Source organism: Erythrobacter neustonensis (assembly GCF_001663175.1).
GTDB lineage: Bacteria > Pseudomonadota > Alphaproteobacteria > Sphingomonadales > Sphingomonadaceae > Erythrobacter > Erythrobacter neustonensis.
In genome coordinates this window covers 2,104,300-2,121,564 of the sequence record NZ_CP016033.1, presented here as the reverse complement: position 1 = coordinate 2,121,564, position 17,265 = coordinate 2,104,300, and the positions used below count along the sequence as shown (strand labels likewise).

Here is a 17,265-nt window from a genome sequence, read left to right as displayed (position 1 = left end):
TTCAGCCGGCAGCTGCCGGAGCGGCAGCCTCGGCTTCGGCTGCGGGCGCGGCAGCCGGAGCCGCCGCTTCTTCGCCCGGCATGCTGCCGCCCTGCGCGCGGACCCATGCGGCGAATTCGGCCGGGGGCAGCGCTTCGATGGCGATCGGCATGTAGGCGTGACGCGCACCGCACAGCTCGGAGCACTGACCGTAATAGACGCCCGGCTCCTTGATGGTCAGCAGCTTTTCATTCAGCCGGCCTGGCACCGCGTCCATCTTGAACCACAGCGAGGGCACCGCAAAGGCGTGGATCACGTCCGACGCGGTGGTCTGAATGCGCAGCGGAACACCGGCGGGCACGACCATGCGGTTGTCCACCGCCAGCTGCCCGGGCTCACCACGGCGCACCGCCTCGCCTTCGTCGAGCATGTTCGAGATCACTTCGATATCGCCGTGATCGGGATAGTTGTAACCCCAATACCACTGGTAACCCGTCGCCTTGATGGTGACCGCGTCGGCCGGCGGGGTTTCATACTGGCGCGCGAGCAGCGTGATCGAAGGAACCGCGATGATCACGAGGATGATCACCGGAACGATCGTCCACACCACTTCGATCAGCGTGTTGTGCGTGGTCTTCGATGCCACCGGGTTGCGGCGACGGTTGAAGCGCACCACCACATAAAGCAGCAGCGCGAGCACGAGCAGGCTGATCACGGTGATGACCGGCATCAGGATCACGTTGTGCATCCACAACGCGTATTCGCCATTGTCCGAATACTGGTCCTGGAAAGTCACGCTCTGCGCGGGATCGTCCTGATAGGAAGTCGGCATGCCCTTGCCCTTGGTCGGGGCCATGGCAGTGTAGCTGCCGGCATCCGCTGCCGCTGCCGGCGCGGCCGCTTCGGCGGTCACGGCGGGAGCATCAGCCGCCGGCGCAACGGCCGCAGGCGCAGCCGCCTCGGTGGTCGCGGGAACAGCGGGAGCGGCGGCATCCTGCGCCGCCACACCGAGCGGCGTGAATGCCGCGAGCCCGGCAGCAACCGCTGCCAGAAAAACCTTTTTCATACGGGTGTCCCTCTGACCCATGAGCATGTGTCCAGTTGGTTCGAATCTGATCCCATACTGCCCATGCGGGACGGCCGATTCCAGCCATTCTGCGGACAGCGTTTGGCCAGCCCTCGGGCCAGCTTCATTCCCGCCCTTAGCGATGCTTGCCGAGGGCCTCAAGCGCTTCTAGGGAGAAAATTATGCAAGGCGGGATGTTTGGCACGCAAGCCGGGCCGATTTCCGCAACGGTCTTAAGGCTTTCAAACATGACTGAAGAACAGGTTCTCGACGAATTTCGCAGCTCCGGCGCTTTGCTCGAAGGGCATTTCAAACTCTCTTCCGGGCGCCATAGCGGACATTACCTGCAATGCGCGCGGGTGTTGATGAACCCGCAGCGCGCCGCGCGCCTTGCCGAGGCCGTGGTCGCCGGCATCCCTGCCGACGTGCGTGCAGCGATCGATGTCGTCGTCTCGCCCGCAATGGGCGGGATCATCATCGGCCACGAGGTCGGCCGCGCGCTGGGCAAGGATGCGATGTTCCTCGAACGGCCCGAGGGCACCTTCCACCTGCGCCGCGGCTTCGCGCTCGAAAAGGGCGCGCGCGTGCTGATGGTCGAGGATGTGGTCACCACCGGCCTCTCCAGCCGGGAGGCGATCGCCGCGGTCGCGCGCGAGGGCGCCGAAGTGATCGCCGAATGTGCGATCATCGACCGTTCGTGCGGGTCAGTCGATCTGGGCGTGCCGTTCTACCCGCTGCTCGCCATCGATTTTCCGACTTATGATGAATCCGACATCCCGGCCGCGCTGGCGAGCGTAGAGGTAACGAAACCCGGAAGCCGCAAGGAATAGCGCCGCCGATGATCCGTTCGCTTGCCGCCCTGATCGCCCTGTGCCTGCCCGCTGCGGCAGTATCCGCGACGGTGCGGGATGCCGAAACCGCGTTCCCCTTCGCTGCGGTCAACGCGGTGATCGAATCGGCAGGCTTCCAAGGCGATGTCGTGATCTCGGACAGTCTCGATGCGCCCGATGACTTCCCGCCGACCTACCGCTGGGTCGGACTGCTTCCCGAACCCGACCGCGGCTGGCCCGACGGGCTGACCTGGCGCTGGGCTAGCGTGACAAAGCAGATCGTCGCGATCCTCGTGATGCGCGAGGTCGAGGCGGGCCGGATCGATCTCGACCGCCCGGTGGCGACATACCTGCCCGCCTTCGCATCGCCCAACGCAAGCACCGCGACAATCCGCAATCTGCTGCAACACCGCGCAGGCCTGCCCAACCCCGCCGATACGCCCGCGTTCTACGATGCGGACTTCAAGGGCAGCCGCGATCCCGTCACCGGGTTCTGCGCGGGCCCCGTCACTGGCGCACCGGGCGGCGATTGGGCTTACAACAATTGCGACTTCATGGTGCTGGGCGCGGTGCTTGAAGCGGTCACGGGCATTTCGTGGGACAAGCTGTTCCTGCGCGACATCGCCGGACCGCTGGGCTTCGAATTCGCCGGGGCCTATCCGGGCGAGCAATTCACGCGCTGGGGCCTTGTTGACGGCCTGCGCGAGAGCGAGGTCGATCTGTCGACCTATGGCGCATCTGCCGGGCTTTATGGCGAGCCTGACGACATCATCGCGATCGACAACGCGCTGATGCGCGGCGAATTGCTCGGGCCGGAGGCGCTGGCCGAAATGTGGCGCGGCGATCCGATGCTGGGATACATGGCGCTGGGCCAATGGGTGTTCGACGTGCCGCTCAAGGGCTGTGATGCCCCCGTCAGGATCGTCGAGCGGCGCGGCGATATCGGCGCTGTGCAGGTGCGCAATTTCATCCTGCCCGAGAAGCGGATGGCGGTGGTCGCCTTCTCGCAGGAAAAACCGTTCGAATTCGGCGAAGTGTGGCAGGGCAGCGGCTTCGCGCACGATCTGCTCAGCACAGCCGCCTGCCCGCAAGGAACCCCATGACCCCTTCACACCTGCGCCTCGGCGTCAACATCGATCACGTCGCCACTATCCGCAACGCGCGCGGCGGCGACCATCCCGATCCGGTGCGCGCGGCAGAGATCGTCGCGGCCGTGGGCGGCGACGGGATCACCGCGCACCTGCGCGAAGACCGCCGCCATATTCGCGACGAGGATCTGGCGCGCATTCAGGCGGCGACCGATCTGCCGCTCAACCTCGAAATGGCTGCGACCCGCGAGATGCTCGCCATCGCCTTGCGCCACAAACCGCACGCCGCCTGCATCGTCCCCGAAAAGCGCGAAGAGCGCACCACCGAGGGTGGGCTCGACGCCGCCGGAATGCACAACACGCTGGTGCCGATCTGCGAGGAACTGCGCGATGCGGGCATCCGCGTCTCGCTGTTCATCGAAGCCGATGAGCGGCAATTGGACGCCGCGCTGCGGCTGGGCGCACCGGTGGTCGAATTCCACACCGGCGAATATGCCCACGCCTTTCTCGACGGCGACCGCGACCGCGTGGAGCGCGAATTGCGCCGCATTTCGGATATGGCCGCGCTCGCCGCCAAGAACGGGATTGAGCCCCACGCGGGCCACGGCCTCACCTTCGACAACGTCCAGCCGATCGCCGCGATCCCGCAGATCGCCGAACTCAACATCGGCCATTACCTCATCGGCGAAGCGGTGTTCGTGGGCCTCGAAAACGCGATCCGCCGGATGCGCGAATTGATGGATGAAGCGCGATGAACACGCCCCCGGCCCTCACCGGCGAACAGAAACGCTGGGCACTCGCCGCCGCCGCGCTGTTTCTGCTCGCGCTGGGGTTCCTGGGCTTTGCACTGAGCGCGCGCGTGATGGTGGTGTTCGCGGTCGGCTGGCTGGCGCTGATGATCTTCGGCTTCGCCGGCGCAAGCCGGGTGGCGAAAGGCGATTTTTCGCACCCCTTGTTCAAGGCGCAGGTGATGCTCCATCTGGTTGCCGTCGGCCTGCTCGCGGCTGTCATCATAAGGGCGCTCAAATGATCATCGGCACCGGCAGCGATCTGTGCAACATCGAACGCATCGCCAATTCGCTCAGTCGCTTCGGCGAGCGGTTCGAAAACCGCGTCTTCACCGATGTCGAAATCGCCAAGGCCCGCCGCCGCCCCTTTACTTGTCCGGGCACCTACGCCAAGCGCTTCGCCGCCAAGGAGGCGTTCTCCAAGGCGGTCGGCACCGGGTTCAAGCGCGGCGTGTTCATGAAGGACATCGGCGTGGTCAATGCCCCCTCGGGCGCGCCGACGCTGGCGCTGACCGGGGGCGCGGCATTGCGGCTTGAAGAAATCACCCCGGACGGGCATGAGGCGCGCATCCATCTCACCCTGACCGACGATCACCCTTGGGCGCAGGCCTTCGTGATCATCGAAGCCATCCCCCTGCGCCAGCCCTGATCGCTGGCAATGCCCATAGTTTCAGCGAAAGCCCCCCTGTGACCGACAGCGAAAATCCGGACAAGATCAACTGGTTTGCCGAAATTCGCGGCCTTGCGGTGATGCTGCTTGCCGTGCTGGCGTTCCACAGCCTGGTCGCCAAGCCGTTCTACATCCCCTCGACCTCGATGATGCCGACGCTGTGGGTGGGCGACCGGCTGGTGGTGAGCAAGTATCCCTATGGCTGGTCGTGGGCCTCGGCGAGCTTTCATATCCTGCCGCGTTCGGCCACGCGGGTGATGCCGCGCACGCCCGAATACGGCGATATCGTGATCCCCGTGCACCCCGAACGCGACGAGGATTATATCAAGCGCGTGGTTGCGCTGCCGGGCGACACGATCGAAGTGCGCCGCGGGCAGATCATCCTCAACGGCACGCCCGTCAAGCGCGAGGTCGTGCCCCCTGTGCGCATCCCGTTCGAGCCCGAATTGCTGTGCGCCGACGATATCGGCCAGCACCCCTGCCTCGATTCCTACGAACAGTTCCGCCGCACCGGGCCTGACGGCAAGGACTACTTCGATCCGCCGACGTGGCGCGAAACCTTCCCCAACGGCGCGACCTTCCTGACGATCGACTATGTCGATCAGGAGCTCGACAATTTCGGCCCCTATACCGTGCCCGCCGAAAGCGTGTTCGTGATGGGCGACAACCGCGATCTTTCGGCCGACAGCCGCGCGCCGCTGCCGCGCGGTCTGGGTCAGGGCGCGGTGCCGCTGGCCAATATCGGCGGGCGCGCGGAATTCATCACCTTCAGCCTCGACGGATCGACCACCTGGAACCCGGCGACGTGGTTCTCGAGCCTGCGCGGGGACCGGGCATGGACCACGCTGCGTCCTGCAATTGCCGAGGGCGACGCACCAAGGACCAACTGAAAGGCGCGCGAAGAATGGCTCGCAAGTTCCTCTATTTCGTCGCCTTCTGCATCCTTCTGGCGATTGCGGGCGCGTTCGCGCTGGCGCTGTTCCCTGCGCAATTGACCAAGTGGGCCAGCGTGCCTTCGGTGGCCTTTGCCCCGGTTGCGCCGCTTGCCGCCAATGCCTACGAAGACCCCAAGCTGTGGCATTCGCGCCCCGGGATCGGCACCAGCGATCCGGCCCGCTGGCAGCCTGCCTATGCGGGCGAGCGTAGCGGCCTGCCCACGCCTGCCGACCCGAAACAGCGGTTTGCGGTGTTCTTCGTCCACCCGACCAGCTTCGTCAGCCGCACCGGCTGGAACGCGCCGCTCGACAACGGCGGCGATGCCGACGCGGAGCGCATCGCTCGCCTCTACCTGCGCGGCATGGCGAGCCCGTTCAACGCGGCATCCGAAATCTGGGCGCCGCGCTATCGGCAGGCGACGGCGGGCGCGTTCCTTACCGACCAGCCCGAAGCGCGTCAGGCGATCGATGCGGCCTATTCCGACGTGCGCGAGGCGTTCCGCTTCTTCCTCGCTTCGGTCGACCCGGGCACGCCGATCGTGCTGGCCGGCCATTCGCAGGGCGCGCTGCATCTCAAACGCCTGATCGCGCAGGAGGTGAAGGCAACGCCAACCGCGCAGCGTCTGGTCGCGGCCTATATCATCGGATGGCCGATCTCGCTGGCGCATGATCTGCCCGCGCTCGGCATGCCTGCCTGCGCTTCGCCGACGCAAACCGGCTGCGTGATCAGTTGGTCGAGCTTTGCCGAGCCCGCCGATCCTTCGCTCGTGCTCGAAGCCTATGGCGCGGCGCCCGCGCTCGACGGCAAGGCGCCGGGGGATGATCCGATGCTGTGCACCAACCCGCTGACCGGCGCCCCCGGCGGCGCGGCCGACAAGGCGGCCAATCTGGGCACGCTGGTGCCCGAAGAAAGCATGGACAAGGGCAGCCTCGTGCCGGCGCTGGTGCCCGCGCGCTGTGCGCCATCGGGCCTGCTGCTGATCGGCCCGCCGCCCGAAATGGGCGCCTTCGTGCTGCCGGGCAACAACTACCACGTTTACGATCTGCCGCTGTTCTGGGCGAACACGCGCGCCGATGTGAACCGCAGGGCGGACGCATGGAAACCGCAGGCCTGATCTTCGAGGACGCGCGCGGCTTCGGCGATTCGGTGGGCGAGGCGGGCGGCGTGCTGCTCGGCCTCGACCTCGGCACCAAGACGCTGGGCACTGCGACCTGTGACGCGGGCTGGCGCTTTGCCACCAACGGCACCACGATCGCACGCGGCAAGTGGGGCAAGGACCGCGAGACGCTCGCCCAACTCATCCGCAGCCGCTCCGTGCGCGGTATCGTGCTCGGCCTGCCGCGCAACATGGACGGCTCCGAAGGCCCGCGTGTCCAGGCAAGCCGCGCCTATGCCCGCAATTGCGCCGAGGCTTTCGGCCTCCCCGTGCTGCTGTGGGACGAGCGCTGGTCGACACAGGCCGCCGAAGCCGCGATGATCGGGATGGACATGAGCCGCGCAAAACGCGCCGCCGCAATCGATAGCCACGCCGCTGCGGTCATCCTGCAAGGCGCGATCGACCGGCTGGCCGGCGGCGTGCTTTAGCGACTGCCATTTTTACGCCATTGCAACAGGGGCCTCCGCCCTCCTATGCACCGCGCCCATGAATACGCCCCCCACCCCCCGGTTCGACGCGCGCGAGGCGTCCAAGTGGTTTTTCCGGCACGGCCATACCGGCTGGCTCGGCCTCAAATTCACCGAGCAGGGCGACAACTGGGTCGAACTCGAACTCCCCTGGCGCGAGGATCTGCTGGGTGACCGTGATCGCCCGGTGCTTGCTTCGGGCCCGATCATCAGCCTGATGGACATGGCGAGCGGAATGGCGATCTGGCAGACGCAGGGCACCTTCCGGCCGGTCGCAACGCTCGACCTGCGGGTCGATTACCAGCGCCCCGCGCGCGAACGGGCCAGCGTCAAGGGCCGCGTCGAATGCTACCGCATCACGCGTTCGGCCGCCTTTGTCCGCGGGATCGCCTATGACGACGATATTGCCGATCCGGTCGCGCATGTGGCGGGCACCTTCATGACGATCGGGGCCGATCCGCGCACCGCCAACCCGGCGCTTGGCGGGAGCACCGGCCATGACTGACACCGCGCTTGAACTGCCCGCCTATGCCCGCTCGCTCGGGATCACCGCGACCGGCGCCGAGGAAGGCGGCATGCCAGTGCTGACGGTCGATTTCGGCAACATGGTCGAAGGCCGCCCGCAGCATTTCCACGGCGGCGCGACCGCGGGCCTGCTGGAGAATGCAGGTTACGCTGCCCTCCGCACCGCGCTGCTTGCGGGGGGACGCGATCCGCAATTGAAGCCGATCAACATCACCGTGCAATATCTCGCCGCGGGCAAATCGCAGGAGAGCTTTGCGGTGGGCCGGATCACCCGGCTGGGGCGGCGCAATGCCAATATCACGGTCGAAGCCTGGCAGACCGACCGCGCGCGGCCCATCGCGACCGCGGTGCTCAATATCCTGATGGTTGAACGCTCGCCGGACCAGAATAGCCCGGGTTAGGGCGGCGGCGAAGGGGTGGTCTGCGGCGGCGGCTGCACCGCCACGCCCTGCCCGTCGACCCTGAGTTCGACCGGCAGCCCTTCCTGCCGCAAGGTCACCCCGCCCTCGTCGATCCGGATGCTCGCGCCTTCCTGCCCCAGCGGGATGTCGCCGCCTTCGGGCACGTCGAGCGGCTGCACCGGCCCTTCGGGATCGGGCGTGTCGCTGGCGCGCGGCGCGGGCGCGGCTTCGATCTTGAGCGCGCCATACATGAAATCGCGCCAGATCCGCGCAGGCACGCTGCCGCCGGTCACGCGCTTCAAGGGCGTGTTGTCGTCGTTGCCGATCCACACGCCCACCACCAGATCGCCGGCATAGCCCACGAACAGCGCATCGCGGTAATCCTGCGTGGTGCCGGTCTTGCCGTAATTGGCAATCGGCAGCGCGGCATTGCGCCCCGTGCCGCGGTTGATCGCGGCGCGCAGCATCTCCTCCAGATCCTCATGCTCGCCCGAGGACATCGAATGCGTGCGCGTGGTCAGCCACTGCCAGAAATTGCGCTTCCCGCGTGGGAAGGCGTGGGGTTCGACCGGGTATTCGTTCGCCGCGATCCCGGCATAGGCGCTGGTGAGTTCGAGCAGCGTCATCGACGATGTGCCCAGCGCAAGGCTTGGATCACCTTCGGTCATGGGCGCAGCGATACCCAGCCGGCGCGCGGTGGCGATCACCTTCTCGCTGCCCACCGCCTGAAACAGCCGCACCGCGGCAACGTTGCTCGATGCGGCGAAGGCTTCCTTCAGCGTGATCTGGTCGGAATAGCGCCCGCCCGCGTTCTTGGGGCGATAGCTGCCTTGCGTGATCGGCGTGTTGGGGATCGTGTCATCGGGCTCCCACCCGTTTTCCAAGGCGGCGAGATAGACGATCGTCTTGAAGGTCGATCCGGGCTGCCGCTTGGCCTGCGTGGCGCGGTTGAACGGCGATTTGGCATAGTCGCGCCCGCCAACCATCGCCACGACCTCGCCGTTCCTGCGCATCGCCACCAGCGCGACCTGCGCCCCGCCCACGCCGGCGCGCGCAACGATCCGCGTGGCCAGCGCCTGCAACCGCGAATCGAGCGTGGTGGTGAGCACCTGGCGCGAATAGCTCGCCTCCATCCCTTCGCGGGCCAGCGGCAGCGCCCAGTCGGCAAAATAGGTGCCGGTCGGCAGGTTGCCGTCGCGCGTGCGCACATCGATCCGCGGATCGGGCAGCGCATCGGCCTCGGCCTGCGTCAGGTATCCCGCGGCGACCATCGAGCCGACCACCAGATCCATCCGCTTCCTGGCCTTGTCGTAATGCTTGGTCGGCGCGTAGCGCGACGGCGCCTGTAGCAACCCGGCCAGCATCGCCGCCTGTTCGGGGCGCAGCTTTTCGGGCTGGCGGTAGAAATAATGCAGGCTGGCCGCGCGCAGGCCATACTGGTTGTCGCCGAAATAGGCGTTCGACAGATAGCGTTCGAGAATCTCGTCCTTGGTCAGCCAGCTTTCGAGCCAGATCGCGATCAACGCCTCGCGCGCCTTGCGGCTGATCGATTGTTCGGCGGTGAGGAAGGTGAACTTGGCGAGCTGCTGGGTGATCGTCGAGCCCCCGCCATATCCCGTCCACGCCGCGCGCGCGATCCCGCGCGGATCGATCCCCCAGTGGCTGTAGAAGCGCCGATCCTCGATCGCGATGAAGGCTTGCGTGACGTGCGGCGGCAGGTCGGCCACCTTGACCGGCGCCTCCACCACGGCGCCCTGCCGTGCGATCGGGGTGCCGTCGCTGGCGAGAAGCGTGACCTGTGGCGGGGCGATCGGTTCAAGGCTTTTGGACAGCGGCGCGGTGACCAGCAGCCAGCCGATCACCAGCGTCAGCGCGGCGACAAAGGCGAGCGCGGCGCGCCCGGTCCACCACAGCTTGCTGCGTTCCTGCCAGTATGCGCGGTGCCACCACCGCTGGCGGCGGCGCTCCTCGCTTGCCAGCGCCGCATCGACCCGGCCGAGCCGCGCGTCCCACGCATCGAAATCGGCAAAGCTGGCACTGCGCGGGCGCGTCAGATCGTCGTTGTCGAAATCGTCATCGCCGAAAGGACGCGTCGATTCGTAGGTTGCGAAATAGCCCTCGTCCGCGCCGCCGCGGTCATCGGCGGGGGCGCGGGAGCCTTTCCAGAATCGGTCGAAGAACGCCATCAGGCCGCTGTGTTACCAGCATAGGACAGTGGCGCGCAAGCGGTGCGTTACCGCTTCTTCGCCGCGCCTTCGGGCAGGTCTTCGCCAAACACGCGCTGGTAATATTCGGCCACCAGCGTGCGCTCGGCCTCGTCGCACTTGTTGAGGAAGCTGAGCCGGAAGGCAAAGCCGACCGACTTGAAGATGCTGGCGTTCTGTGCCCAGGTGATCACCGTGCGCGGGCTCATCACGGTCGAGATATCGCCGTTCATGAAGCCCTGCCGCGTCAGTTCGGCAACCTTCACCATGTCCGCGATCAGCTTGTCGTCGCTTTCAGGAGTCTTGGACTTGACGATCTGCTGCTCGACCGCGGGCGCGAGGTAATTGAGCGCGACGACCACGTTCCAGCGGTCCATCTGCGCCTGGTTGATCGCCTGCGTGCCGTGGTAAAGCCCGCTGGTGTCGCCGAGGCCCACGGTGTTGGTGGTGGCGAACAGGCGGAAGAACGGATTGGGCGTGATCACCCGGTTCTGGTCGAGCAGCGTCAGGCGGCCATCGAATTCGAGGATGCGCTGGATCACGAACATCACGTCGGGACGCCCTGCGTCATATTCGTCGAAGGTCAGCGCGACCGGGTGCTGCAGCGCCCAGGGCAGGATGCCTTCCTTGAACTCGGTCACCTGCAGCCCGTCCTTCAGCACGATCGCATCGCGCCCGATGAGGTCGATCCGGCTGATATGCGCATCGAGGTTCACGCGGATCGAGGGCCAGCCCAAGCGGCTCGCGACCTGTTCGATATGGGTCGATTTGCCCGTCCCGTGATAGCCCTGCACCATCACCCGGCGGTTGTGCGCAAAGCCTGCCAGGATCGCCAGCGTGGTGTCGGGATCGAAGACATAGGCGCCGTCGGTCTCGGGCACATGCTCGCTCGCTTGCGAGAAGGCGGGCACCTGCCAGTCGATATCGATGCCGAAGGTTTCGCGCACGTCGATGGTGGTGTCGGGCTGGGCGGGCATGGCGCTGGCGCCGGAGGGGATCGTGGTCATTGCCGGTTTCGGTTAAACGGCAAGGCTGCGCCCTGCAAGCGTTTGCGCCCGCGTGCTGGCAAATTGGGCAGCGCGTCTTTCGCCCGCGCGCCGCCGCCCTATATTCCCCCCATGCCCGATCCGGTCGAATCGCTGCGCCTGAAACTCGTATCGCAGGTGCGCGGCGTGTTTCACGATGCAAGCAAGGGGCAGACCCCCACCCCGCCCTCCGACGATGCGCTGTTCGCGCGCGACACCCCGATCCGGCAGGTCCATGCCGATATCGTGGGGATGATGACCGGCGGGGTGCGCGCGCTGCTGCTGCAGATGCTGCACCCCCACGCGTTGCAGGGCGTGCTCGACCATTCCGATTTCCGCGCCGACATGCACGGCCGGCTGCAACGCACCGCGCGCTTCATCGCGGTGACCACCTTCGGCCACCGCGACGATGCGTTGGCCGCGATCGCGCGCGTGAACCGCATCCACGTCGCCGTCGGCGGCACGCTGCCCGACGGGACGCCCTATGCCGCGACCAATCCGCGCACACTCGCCTGGGTTCACGTGACCGAGGCGCAGAGCTTTCTGGCGGGATACCTGCGCCATGTGCGCCCGTCGATGCCGGGGGACGAACAGGACGAATATTACCGCCAGTTTGCCGTGATCGCGCGGATGCTGGGGGCCGATCCCGTGCCCGAGACCCGCGCCGAGGCCGACCGCATCTTTCGCGAACTGCGCCATGATCTGAAAGCCTCGACTGAGGCGCGCGAGGTTGCGCAGCTGGTTCTGTCGCAGCGGCCCACCGGCACGCCGGCGGCGGTGCAGACGATGCTCACCGCCGATGCGGTCGCGATGCTGCCCGATTGGGCGCGCCAGATGCTGCGGCTGCAACGCCCGCGACTGGCTGCGCTGCCTGCACGTGCGGCGACATGGGGCATGGGCCGGACGCTCCGTTGGGCCTTCGGGCAGAATTGATACGCACCGCTCTGCTCCCCTGCTATGATGCGCATGGAGGGAGAGAGATCATGTATGTTCAGGGATTTGTGCTCGCCGTGCCCGAAGGCAAGAAGGATGCCTATCGCGACATTGCCGAACGGTTCTGGGAAATCATGAAGGACTACGGCGCGCTGTCGCAGGTCGAATGCTGGGAGGCCGACGTCAAGGACGGCACCACCACCGATTTCCGCATGGCGGTGAAGGCCGAGGCGGGCGAGAAGATCGTGTTTTCATGGGTCACCTGGCCCGACCGTGCCACCGCCGATGCCAGCCATGACAAGCTGATGGCCGACCCGCGCATGGCCGAACAGTTCGGCGCGCCCGATGGCAGCGACATGCCGTTCGACGGCAAGCGCATGATCGTCGGCGGGTTCGAGCCCATCGTGAACAAACAGGCATAATCACACGCAAGGCGCGGGGGACGCCGCGCGCCGCAGGAGACAGACAATGAATGAACTCTGTGTCACCCGAACCATCGCCGCCCCGCCCGAAGTGGTGTGGGAAGTGATGGTCAACCGGCAGGAAGAATGGTGGTGCCCGCGGCCCTGGCGCACCGAGATCGTCGCGCAGGAACGCCGGGTCGGCGGGCGCAGCGCGATGATCATGCGCGGGCCCGATGGCGAGGAAATGCCGCAGGAAGGGATCGTGCTCGCTTGGGACGAAGGCCGCCGCTTTGCCACAACCGATGCGGTCGTCGGCGATCTGGAGCCGGCCGGCCCGTTCATGATCGGAATCTGGGAAATCGCCCCCGAAGGTGAAGGCACACGCTACACCGCGCGCGCCCGGCACTGGTCGGACGAGGCGCGCGCCGAGCATGAGGCGATGGGCTTCGTGCAAGGCTGGGAAGCCTGCGCCGCGCAGCTTGCCGAGCTGTGCGAAGCGCGCTGATCAGGCGAGCGCCGCGCTTTTCTTTAGCACCTGATAGGCATCGACCACCGCGGTCAGCTTGGCCTCGTGCGCGCGGTCGCCGCCGTTGCGGTCGGGGTGATAACGCCTGACCAGCTCGGAATAGCGGCGGCGCAGGCGCGCAGCGTCGGTGTCGCTGCCCAGCCCCATGACTTCGAGCGCGGCGGATTCTTCGCGGCTGAAACGGCTGCGCGCAAAATCCTGCGCGGCGCGGGCCTCGCGTTCGGCGCGCGAGCGGATAGTGCGGGCGCGCGCGCCGATCGCATCCAAGGGATCGGCATAATCGGCCCAGCGCGGCGCATCGTGGATTCCGGCCGTGGGGCGGAAGGCCTTGCTTTCGGTCTGCCAGCCGGCAACCGGGGATTGCGCGTGCAGGATTTCCTCGGCGCTCATCCCCTCGAACCAGTCGTATCCGGCGTTGAATTCGCGCACATGCTGCAAGCAGAACCAGCGCCATTCGCCCGGCCCGTCGAACCCGTTGGGGCGGCGGCCCGGCGCGCGGAATTCGCCGTCCTCGCGGCAACCGGGCGCTTCGCACCGGCGTCCGGGGCTCTCGACGCGGCCATGAAATCGTGGTGAAGGCATAAGCCCCCATGAATGGCGATTGCGGCGGCAAGTTCCAAGCCCGAACGCCTGCCGAACCGTTGCAAAGAAGGAAATCCGTGATGAGTGTCGCCGAGGAAATGCACACGCTTCTGACCGAGGCTTTCGCGCCCGCGCGCCTTGCGATCATCAACGACAGCGCCAGCCATGTCGGCCACATGGGCGATGACGGCACGGGCGAAAGCCACTTCACGATTGAGATCGAGGCCGCCGCCTTTGCCGGCATGACCCGCCTCGCCCGCCAGCGCGCGGTGATTGCGACGCTGGGCGATATCGTCGGCCAGCGCGTTCACGCTGTCGCGATCAGGGCGAGCGTGCCGGGCGAATGACCGACGGCGCGCGCCTCAACCCCGCCTTGCGCCTGCGGCAAGCCGCGCGGCTGATCGTGGTCGATGCTGCGGGGCGAACGCTGTTGTTCCGGTTCGACGTGCCGGGCCGCGCGCCGTTCTGGTGCACGCCCGGCGGCGAAGTCGATGCAGGCGAGACGTTCGAGGATGCGGCGCGGCGCGAATTGTTCGAGGAGGCAGGGATCGCGATCGACGATCCCGGCCCGCAGATCGCGCGGATGACGCCGGAATTTGTCACGGTCGAAGGCGAACCGGTGCAGGCCGACGAGCGGTTCTTCCTCGTCCGCGTCGCCAATGCCAGGGTCGATACCGGCGGCCACACCGCGCTCGAACAGCGGGTGATGACGCAGCACCGCTGGTTCACGCTCGGCGAGTTGGAGGCTTGGCCAGAAGCGGTGTTTCCGGTGGAACTGGCCGCAATGATAAGGTCGCAAATCGCAACCTGATTGCCCTGCCCGCTCTGCCTCGCTAGTCCTTTGCCGAAAAAGGGAGAGAGCGATGGATTATCAGGGCAAGGTGGCGTGGATCACCGGGGCATCGTCGGGCATCGGCGCGGCGCTGGCGCGCGAACTGGCGGCGCGGGGCGCGTCGGTCGTTCTGTCGGGGCGGGACGAGGCGCGGCTCGCCGAGGTTGCGCAGGCTTGCGGCGGCGACACGCTGATCCTCGCCTTCGATGTGCGCGACGAGACGGCGCTGGCCGATGCCACCGCGAAAGCAATCGGCTGGAAGGGGCATGTCGATATCGCCTTTGCCAATGCCGGCATCTCGCAGCGCAGCCGCGCGCTCAAGACCGCGATGCAGGTCTACCGCGACATCATCGAGGTCGATCTGGTTGCGCAGATCGCCTTTACGCAAGGGCTGATCGGCCACATGGCGGAGCGCGGCTCGGGCGCGCTTGGGTTCATTTCCTCGATCGCAGGCAAGGTCGGCGTGCCGATGCGCACGGCCTATTCCGCGGCGAAATTCGGGCTGGCTGGCTATGCCGATGCGCTGCGCGCCGAGCTGACCGTGAACGGCGTGAGCGTCCATACGATCTACCCCGGATCGGTCGCCACCAATGTCTCGCGCAATGCGCTGACCGCCGAAGGCACCGCGCGCGGACGCTCCGACAAGGCAATCGACGAGGGCATCCCCGCCGATGAGGCGGCGCGCCAGATGCTCGACGGGATCGCCAGGGGCACGCGCGAGATCATCGTCGCCGAAGGGATGGAACTCGCCATGGGCGAAGCGCGCCGCACGCCCGAGGCATTGTTCGATCAGGTCGCGGGCATGGTCGCCAAGGGTTACATGGACAAGCTGGAGCAGCAGTGATGTTTGATCTGAAGCGCGTGGCGCTGCCGAATGGTATCCACCTCAACATCGTCGACGAAGGCCCGACAGAGGCCCCGGTGCTGATCTTCCTTCACGGCTTTCCCGAAAGCCACCGCACCTGGCGCCATCAGATCGCGCATTTCAGCGATCGGTTCCGCTGCGTCGCGCCCGACCAGCGCGGCTATCGGCAATCGTCGAAACCGCAGGCGGTCGCCGCCTACACCCCCGACAAGCTGATCGGGGACGTGTTCATGCTGGCGGACGCGCTGGGCATCGCGCAGTTCACGATCGTCGGGCACGACTGGGGCGGCGCGATTGCCTGGGGCGTGGCGCTGGGCGGGCAGCACGCGCGCGTCACCCGCGCGATCATCGCCAATGCGCCGCATCCCGTCACCTTCCAGCGTCTGCTCTACACCCACGAGGGCCAGCGCGCGGCGAGCCAGTATATCCGCGGCTTCCGCGACCCGGCGAACGATGCGCTGGTCAAGGAACACGGGCTCACGGGCCTCTTGCTGCAAGAGGTCAAGTGGGACCGCCCGAGCAAGATGGAGCCCGAGGAACGCGACGCGTTGCTGCTCGACTGGCAGAACCGTGACGCCGCCTTCGGAATGCTCAACTACTACCGCGCGAGCCCGATCGACGTGCCGACGATGGACGCGCCTTTCGCGATCCCCGAGGGCTGGACGCCGCCTGCGCTGCCCAAGCTGACGATCCCGACGCTGGTGATCTGGGGCCTCGACGATCTTGCCCTTCCGCCCGAGAACCTCGACGGGCTCGAGCACATCATCGATCCGCTGACCATCGTGCGCGTGCCCGATTGCGGGCATTTCGTGCCGTGGGAGGCACCAGAGGCGGTCAACGCGGCGATGGAGGCGTTTCTGGCGGACTAATCCGCCAGCCACTCCACCCATGCGCCGTGCGGGTGTGCATGGGCGAGCAGATGCGGCGCGCCAGCGTGGCTCTCCCCGTCCCACAATCGCACGCGCAATTCGTGGCGGAAGGTGGCGGGGTCTGTCTCCAGCGCAATCCAGCCGAGTGGCGTATCGGGGGTGGCCGCAGCAGCAGCAGCCTCAAAGGCGGCGGTGATGCGGGCTTGCGTGGCGGCGGGCAGGTATTGCCACATGATCGAATGGAACATCACCCGTGCTGTCCCAGCCTCGGCCGGGCGCGGGAGCATTGCCGCAGCAAAATCGCCCGCGTCCCCGGCCACCAGATCGGGCGGCTCGGCGCCAGCCAGCGCAATCGCGGCGTCGATCCGCGCCAATCGCTCGCCCGCGTCGGGCCAGACATAGGCTTTGAGCCGCAGCGCCGCTTCGGGATCGGTAAGGTCGATCGGCGCGATGTCGCAGCCCTTCACCCGCGTTATCGCGAAACCCGCAGGCGGCGCGGGCGGCGAGGCCCCGCGCCATTCGGGCACGATCCGCATCGGCGAACCCGGCGGCCCCACCCGTGTATCGCCCAACCGGAAGAAATAGCGGTCCAGCATCGTGTTGACCCCCGCGCTCGCGCCCAGTTCGAACAGATCGAAGCGCGCCGGTCTGACCCGCGCCGCCAGCCACAACAGCCCCGCCATGATGCTCGCCGCGCGGCCCGCCTCGTTGGTCTGCGGCGGGCCATCCAGCCAGCCCACCAGCCGCGCATCGAACCGGTGCACCAGATCGAGCACCAGCGCATCGACCGCGCCCTGATCGCTCACCGCGCCCGCATAGACCGCCGCGAGCCGCCGGTCCGCCCCGGTCAGCACCAGGTGGTGCAGCCCGCCGGCAATGCGCAGCGGCATCGCGTCCTTCAGCGTCAGCCCCGGCCAGTGCGCGATCCGCTGCCCCGTCGCGGTATCGCTGTCGCGCACCCCGGCAAGCGCGCGGATCACCCGCGCGGTCGCCGGCGCGCCGTTTTCCTCGGCGTGGGCCGCCTGCCATGCGAGCGCGGCGGCAAAGTCTTCGAGCGCCATGATTCCCTGCGCCCCGCCTGCCATCACCATTGCCCTTTTGCCTCCCCGCCCTTAAGTG

22 protein-coding genes are annotated in these 17,265 nt (G+C 67.1%); 17 read left to right on the top strand and 5 right to left on the bottom strand.

Annotation, left to right across the window (positions count from 1 at the left end; all coding sequences use genetic code 11):
• Position 1: 1 nt before the first annotated feature.
• Positions 2–1,045, bottom strand: coding sequence for a cytochrome c oxidase subunit II (gene coxB, locus A9D12_RS09775; RefSeq protein WP_068351278.1), 1,044 nt, complete (start codon positions 1,043–1,045; stop codon positions 2–4).
• A 248-nt stretch (positions 1,046–1,293) separates the two neighbouring features.
• Between coxB and pyrE the strand changes: the two genes are divergently transcribed.
• From pyrE to A9D12_RS09725, 10 genes are read left to right on the top strand one after another with little or no spacing between them, the layout of a single operon-like run.
• Entirely contained in the window at positions 1,294–1,875 is a 582-nt protein-coding gene (gene pyrE, locus A9D12_RS09770) for an orotate phosphoribosyltransferase (RefSeq protein ID WP_068351276.1), read from the top strand.
• An 8-nt stretch (positions 1,876–1,883) separates the two neighbouring features.
• Complete coding sequence (locus A9D12_RS09765) at positions 1,884–2,978, top strand: serine hydrolase domain-containing protein (RefSeq protein WP_068351274.1); 1,095 nt, start codon at positions 1,884–1,886, stop codon at positions 2,976–2,978.
• Positions 2,975–3,718 (top strand): pyridoxine 5'-phosphate synthase, encoded by a 744-nt coding sequence (locus A9D12_RS09760; protein ID WP_068351272.1) that lies wholly within the window; start codon positions 2,975–2,977, stop codon positions 3,716–3,718. The genes A9D12_RS09765 and A9D12_RS09760 overlap by 4 nt, the downstream gene beginning before the upstream one ends.
• Positions 3,715–3,993 (top strand): pyridoxal phosphate biosynthetic protein, encoded by a 279-nt coding sequence (locus A9D12_RS09755; protein ID WP_068351270.1) that lies wholly within the window; start codon positions 3,715–3,717, stop codon positions 3,991–3,993. Before A9D12_RS09760 ends, A9D12_RS09755 begins: the two co-directional genes overlap by 4 nt.
• On the top strand, positions 3,990–4,400 hold the full coding sequence (acpS, locus tag A9D12_RS09750; protein ID WP_068351268.1) for a holo-ACP synthase: 411 nt from the start codon (positions 3,990–3,992) through the stop codon (positions 4,398–4,400). The genes A9D12_RS09755 and acpS overlap by 4 nt, the downstream gene beginning before the upstream one ends.
• A 38-nt stretch (positions 4,401–4,438) precedes the next feature.
• On the top strand, positions 4,439–5,311 hold the full coding sequence (lepB, locus tag A9D12_RS09745) for a signal peptidase I (protein ID WP_231889592.1): 873 nt from the start codon (positions 4,439–4,441) through the stop codon (positions 5,309–5,311).
• Positions 5,312–5,325: 14 nt separating this feature from the next.
• Positions 5,326–6,471, top strand: coding sequence for a DUF3089 domain-containing protein (locus tag A9D12_RS09740; RefSeq protein ID WP_068351266.1), 1,146 nt, complete (start codon positions 5,326–5,328; stop codon positions 6,469–6,471).
• A complete protein-coding gene (gene ruvX / locus A9D12_RS09735; RefSeq protein WP_068351264.1) occupies positions 6,453–6,941 on the top strand; it encodes a Holliday junction resolvase RuvX in 489 nt (162 codons plus the stop codon). The genes A9D12_RS09740 and ruvX overlap by 19 nt, the downstream gene beginning before the upstream one ends.
• Positions 6,942–6,999: 58 nt before the next feature.
• A complete protein-coding gene (locus A9D12_RS09730) occupies positions 7,000–7,485 on the top strand; it encodes a PaaI family thioesterase (protein ID WP_068351262.1) in 486 nt (161 codons plus the stop codon).
• Complete coding sequence (locus A9D12_RS09725) at positions 7,478–7,906, top strand: PaaI family thioesterase (protein WP_068351260.1); 429 nt, start codon at positions 7,478–7,480, stop codon at positions 7,904–7,906. Before A9D12_RS09730 ends, A9D12_RS09725 begins: the two co-directional genes overlap by 8 nt.
• Here the strand turns inward: A9D12_RS09725 and A9D12_RS09720 are convergent.
• Both A9D12_RS09720 and A9D12_RS09715 read right to left on the bottom strand, forming a co-directional pair.
• Positions 7,903–10,092 (bottom strand): transglycosylase domain-containing protein, encoded by a 2,190-nt coding sequence (locus tag A9D12_RS09720; protein ID WP_068351258.1) that lies wholly within the window; start codon positions 10,090–10,092, stop codon positions 7,903–7,905. The genes A9D12_RS09725 and A9D12_RS09720 overlap by 4 nt on opposite strands.
• A gap of 47 nt (positions 10,093–10,139) precedes the next feature.
• Positions 10,140–11,117 (bottom strand): AAA family ATPase, encoded by a 978-nt coding sequence (locus A9D12_RS09715; protein ID WP_068351256.1) that lies wholly within the window; start codon positions 11,115–11,117, stop codon positions 10,140–10,142.
• A gap of 111 nt (positions 11,118–11,228) precedes the next feature.
• On the opposite strand from A9D12_RS09715, the gene A9D12_RS09710 reads away from it, so the two are divergent.
• From A9D12_RS09710 to A9D12_RS09700, 3 genes are read left to right on the top strand one after another with little or no spacing between them, the layout of a single operon-like run.
• Positions 11,229–12,068 (top strand): oxygenase MpaB family protein, encoded by an 840-nt coding sequence (locus tag A9D12_RS09710; RefSeq protein ID WP_068351254.1) that lies wholly within the window; start codon positions 11,229–11,231, stop codon positions 12,066–12,068.
• A 50-nt stretch (positions 12,069–12,118) separates the two neighbouring features.
• Complete coding sequence (locus A9D12_RS09705) at positions 12,119–12,490, top strand: DUF1428 domain-containing protein (protein WP_231889591.1); 372 nt, start codon at positions 12,119–12,121, stop codon at positions 12,488–12,490.
• A gap of 46 nt (positions 12,491–12,536) precedes the next feature.
• Entirely contained in the window at positions 12,537–12,977 is a 441-nt protein-coding gene (locus tag A9D12_RS09700; protein ID WP_068351251.1) for an SRPBCC domain-containing protein, read from the top strand.
• Here A9D12_RS09700 and A9D12_RS09695 read toward each other — a convergent pair whose 3' ends face one another.
• Positions 12,978–13,580, bottom strand: a complete 603-nt coding sequence (locus tag A9D12_RS09695; RefSeq protein WP_068351249.1) for a J domain-containing protein — start codon at positions 13,578–13,580, stop codon at positions 12,978–12,980.
• A gap of 80 nt (positions 13,581–13,660) precedes the next feature.
• On the opposite strand from A9D12_RS09695, the gene A9D12_RS09690 reads away from it, so the two are divergent.
• Genes A9D12_RS09690 through A9D12_RS09675 form a run of 4 tightly spaced genes read left to right on the top strand, consistent with a single transcriptional unit; the run spans position 13,661 to position 16,146 of the window.
• Entirely contained in the window at positions 13,661–13,927 is a 267-nt protein-coding gene (locus tag A9D12_RS09690; RefSeq protein WP_068351247.1) for a BolA family protein, read from the top strand.
• Positions 13,924–14,391 carry an NUDIX hydrolase gene (locus A9D12_RS09685; RefSeq protein ID WP_068351245.1) on the top strand — a complete coding sequence of 156 codons (468 nt, stop codon included), beginning with the start codon at positions 13,924–13,926 and terminating at the stop codon, positions 14,389–14,391. Before A9D12_RS09690 ends, A9D12_RS09685 begins: the two co-directional genes overlap by 4 nt.
• Before the next feature lie 52 nt (positions 14,392–14,443).
• Positions 14,444–15,256, top strand: a complete 813-nt coding sequence (locus A9D12_RS09680) for an SDR family NAD(P)-dependent oxidoreductase (RefSeq protein ID WP_068351243.1) — start codon at positions 14,444–14,446, stop codon at positions 15,254–15,256.
• A complete protein-coding gene (locus A9D12_RS09675) occupies positions 15,256–16,146 on the top strand; it encodes an alpha/beta fold hydrolase (protein ID WP_068351241.1) in 891 nt (296 codons plus the stop codon). Before A9D12_RS09680 ends, A9D12_RS09675 begins: the two co-directional genes overlap by 1 nt.
• Here the strand turns inward: A9D12_RS09675 and A9D12_RS09670 are convergent.
• The gene (locus A9D12_RS09670; protein WP_068354211.1) at positions 16,143–17,231 is read right to left on the bottom strand and encodes a DUF2332 domain-containing protein; all 1,089 of its coding nucleotides are present in this window, start codon (positions 17,229–17,231) and stop codon (positions 16,143–16,145) included. The two genes, A9D12_RS09675 and A9D12_RS09670, sit on opposite strands and share 4 nt — an antisense overlap.
• Positions 17,232–17,265: the final 34 nt, after the last annotated feature.

Bases quoted from the DNA above. Each gene is read 5' to 3' on its own strand.
- coxB (WP_068351278.1), bottom strand. From the start codon at position 1,045: ATGAAAAAGGTTTTTCTGGCAGCGGTTGCTGCCGGGCTCGCGGCATTC.
- pyrE (WP_068351276.1), top strand. From the start codon at position 1,294: ATGACTGAAGAACAGGTTCTCGACGAATTTCGCAGCTCCGGCGCTTTG.
- A9D12_RS09765 (WP_068351274.1), top strand. From the start codon at position 1,884: ATGATCCGTTCGCTTGCCGCCCTGATCGCCCTGTGCCTGCCCGCTGCG.
- A9D12_RS09760 (WP_068351272.1), top strand. From the start codon at position 2,975: ATGACCCCTTCACACCTGCGCCTCGGCGTCAACATCGATCACGTCGCC.
- A9D12_RS09755 (WP_068351270.1), top strand. From the start codon at position 3,715: ATGAACACGCCCCCGGCCCTCACCGGCGAACAGAAACGCTGGGCACTC.
- acpS (WP_068351268.1), top strand. From the start codon at position 3,990: ATGATCATCGGCACCGGCAGCGATCTGTGCAACATCGAACGCATCGCC.
- A9D12_RS09740 (WP_068351266.1), top strand. From the start codon at position 5,326: ATGGCTCGCAAGTTCCTCTATTTCGTCGCCTTCTGCATCCTTCTGGCG.
- ruvX (WP_068351264.1), top strand. From the start codon at position 6,453: ATGGAAACCGCAGGCCTGATCTTCGAGGACGCGCGCGGCTTCGGCGAT.
- A9D12_RS09730 (WP_068351262.1), top strand. From the start codon at position 7,000: ATGAATACGCCCCCCACCCCCCGGTTCGACGCGCGCGAGGCGTCCAAG.
- A9D12_RS09725 (WP_068351260.1), top strand. From the start codon at position 7,478: ATGACTGACACCGCGCTTGAACTGCCCGCCTATGCCCGCTCGCTCGGG.
- A9D12_RS09720 (WP_068351258.1), bottom strand. From the start codon at position 10,092: ATGGCGTTCTTCGACCGATTCTGGAAAGGCTCCCGCGCCCCCGCCGAT.
- A9D12_RS09715 (WP_068351256.1), bottom strand. From the start codon at position 11,117: ATGACCACGATCCCCTCCGGCGCCAGCGCCATGCCCGCCCAGCCCGAC.
- A9D12_RS09710 (WP_068351254.1), top strand. From the start codon at position 11,229: ATGCCCGATCCGGTCGAATCGCTGCGCCTGAAACTCGTATCGCAGGTG.
- A9D12_RS09705 (WP_231889591.1), top strand. From the start codon at position 12,119: ATGTATGTTCAGGGATTTGTGCTCGCCGTGCCCGAAGGCAAGAAGGAT.
- A9D12_RS09700 (WP_068351251.1), top strand. From the start codon at position 12,537: ATGAATGAACTCTGTGTCACCCGAACCATCGCCGCCCCGCCCGAAGTG.
- A9D12_RS09695 (WP_068351249.1), bottom strand. From the start codon at position 13,580: ATGCCTTCACCACGATTTCATGGCCGCGTCGAGAGCCCCGGACGCCGG.
- A9D12_RS09690 (WP_068351247.1), top strand. From the start codon at position 13,661: ATGAGTGTCGCCGAGGAAATGCACACGCTTCTGACCGAGGCTTTCGCG.
- A9D12_RS09685 (WP_068351245.1), top strand. From the start codon at position 13,924: ATGACCGACGGCGCGCGCCTCAACCCCGCCTTGCGCCTGCGGCAAGCC.
- A9D12_RS09680 (WP_068351243.1), top strand. From the start codon at position 14,444: ATGGATTATCAGGGCAAGGTGGCGTGGATCACCGGGGCATCGTCGGGC.
- A9D12_RS09675 (WP_068351241.1), top strand. From the start codon at position 15,256: ATGTTTGATCTGAAGCGCGTGGCGCTGCCGAATGGTATCCACCTCAAC.
- A9D12_RS09670 (WP_068354211.1), bottom strand. From the start codon at position 17,231: ATGGCAGGCGGGGCGCAGGGAATCATGGCGCTCGAAGACTTTGCCGCC.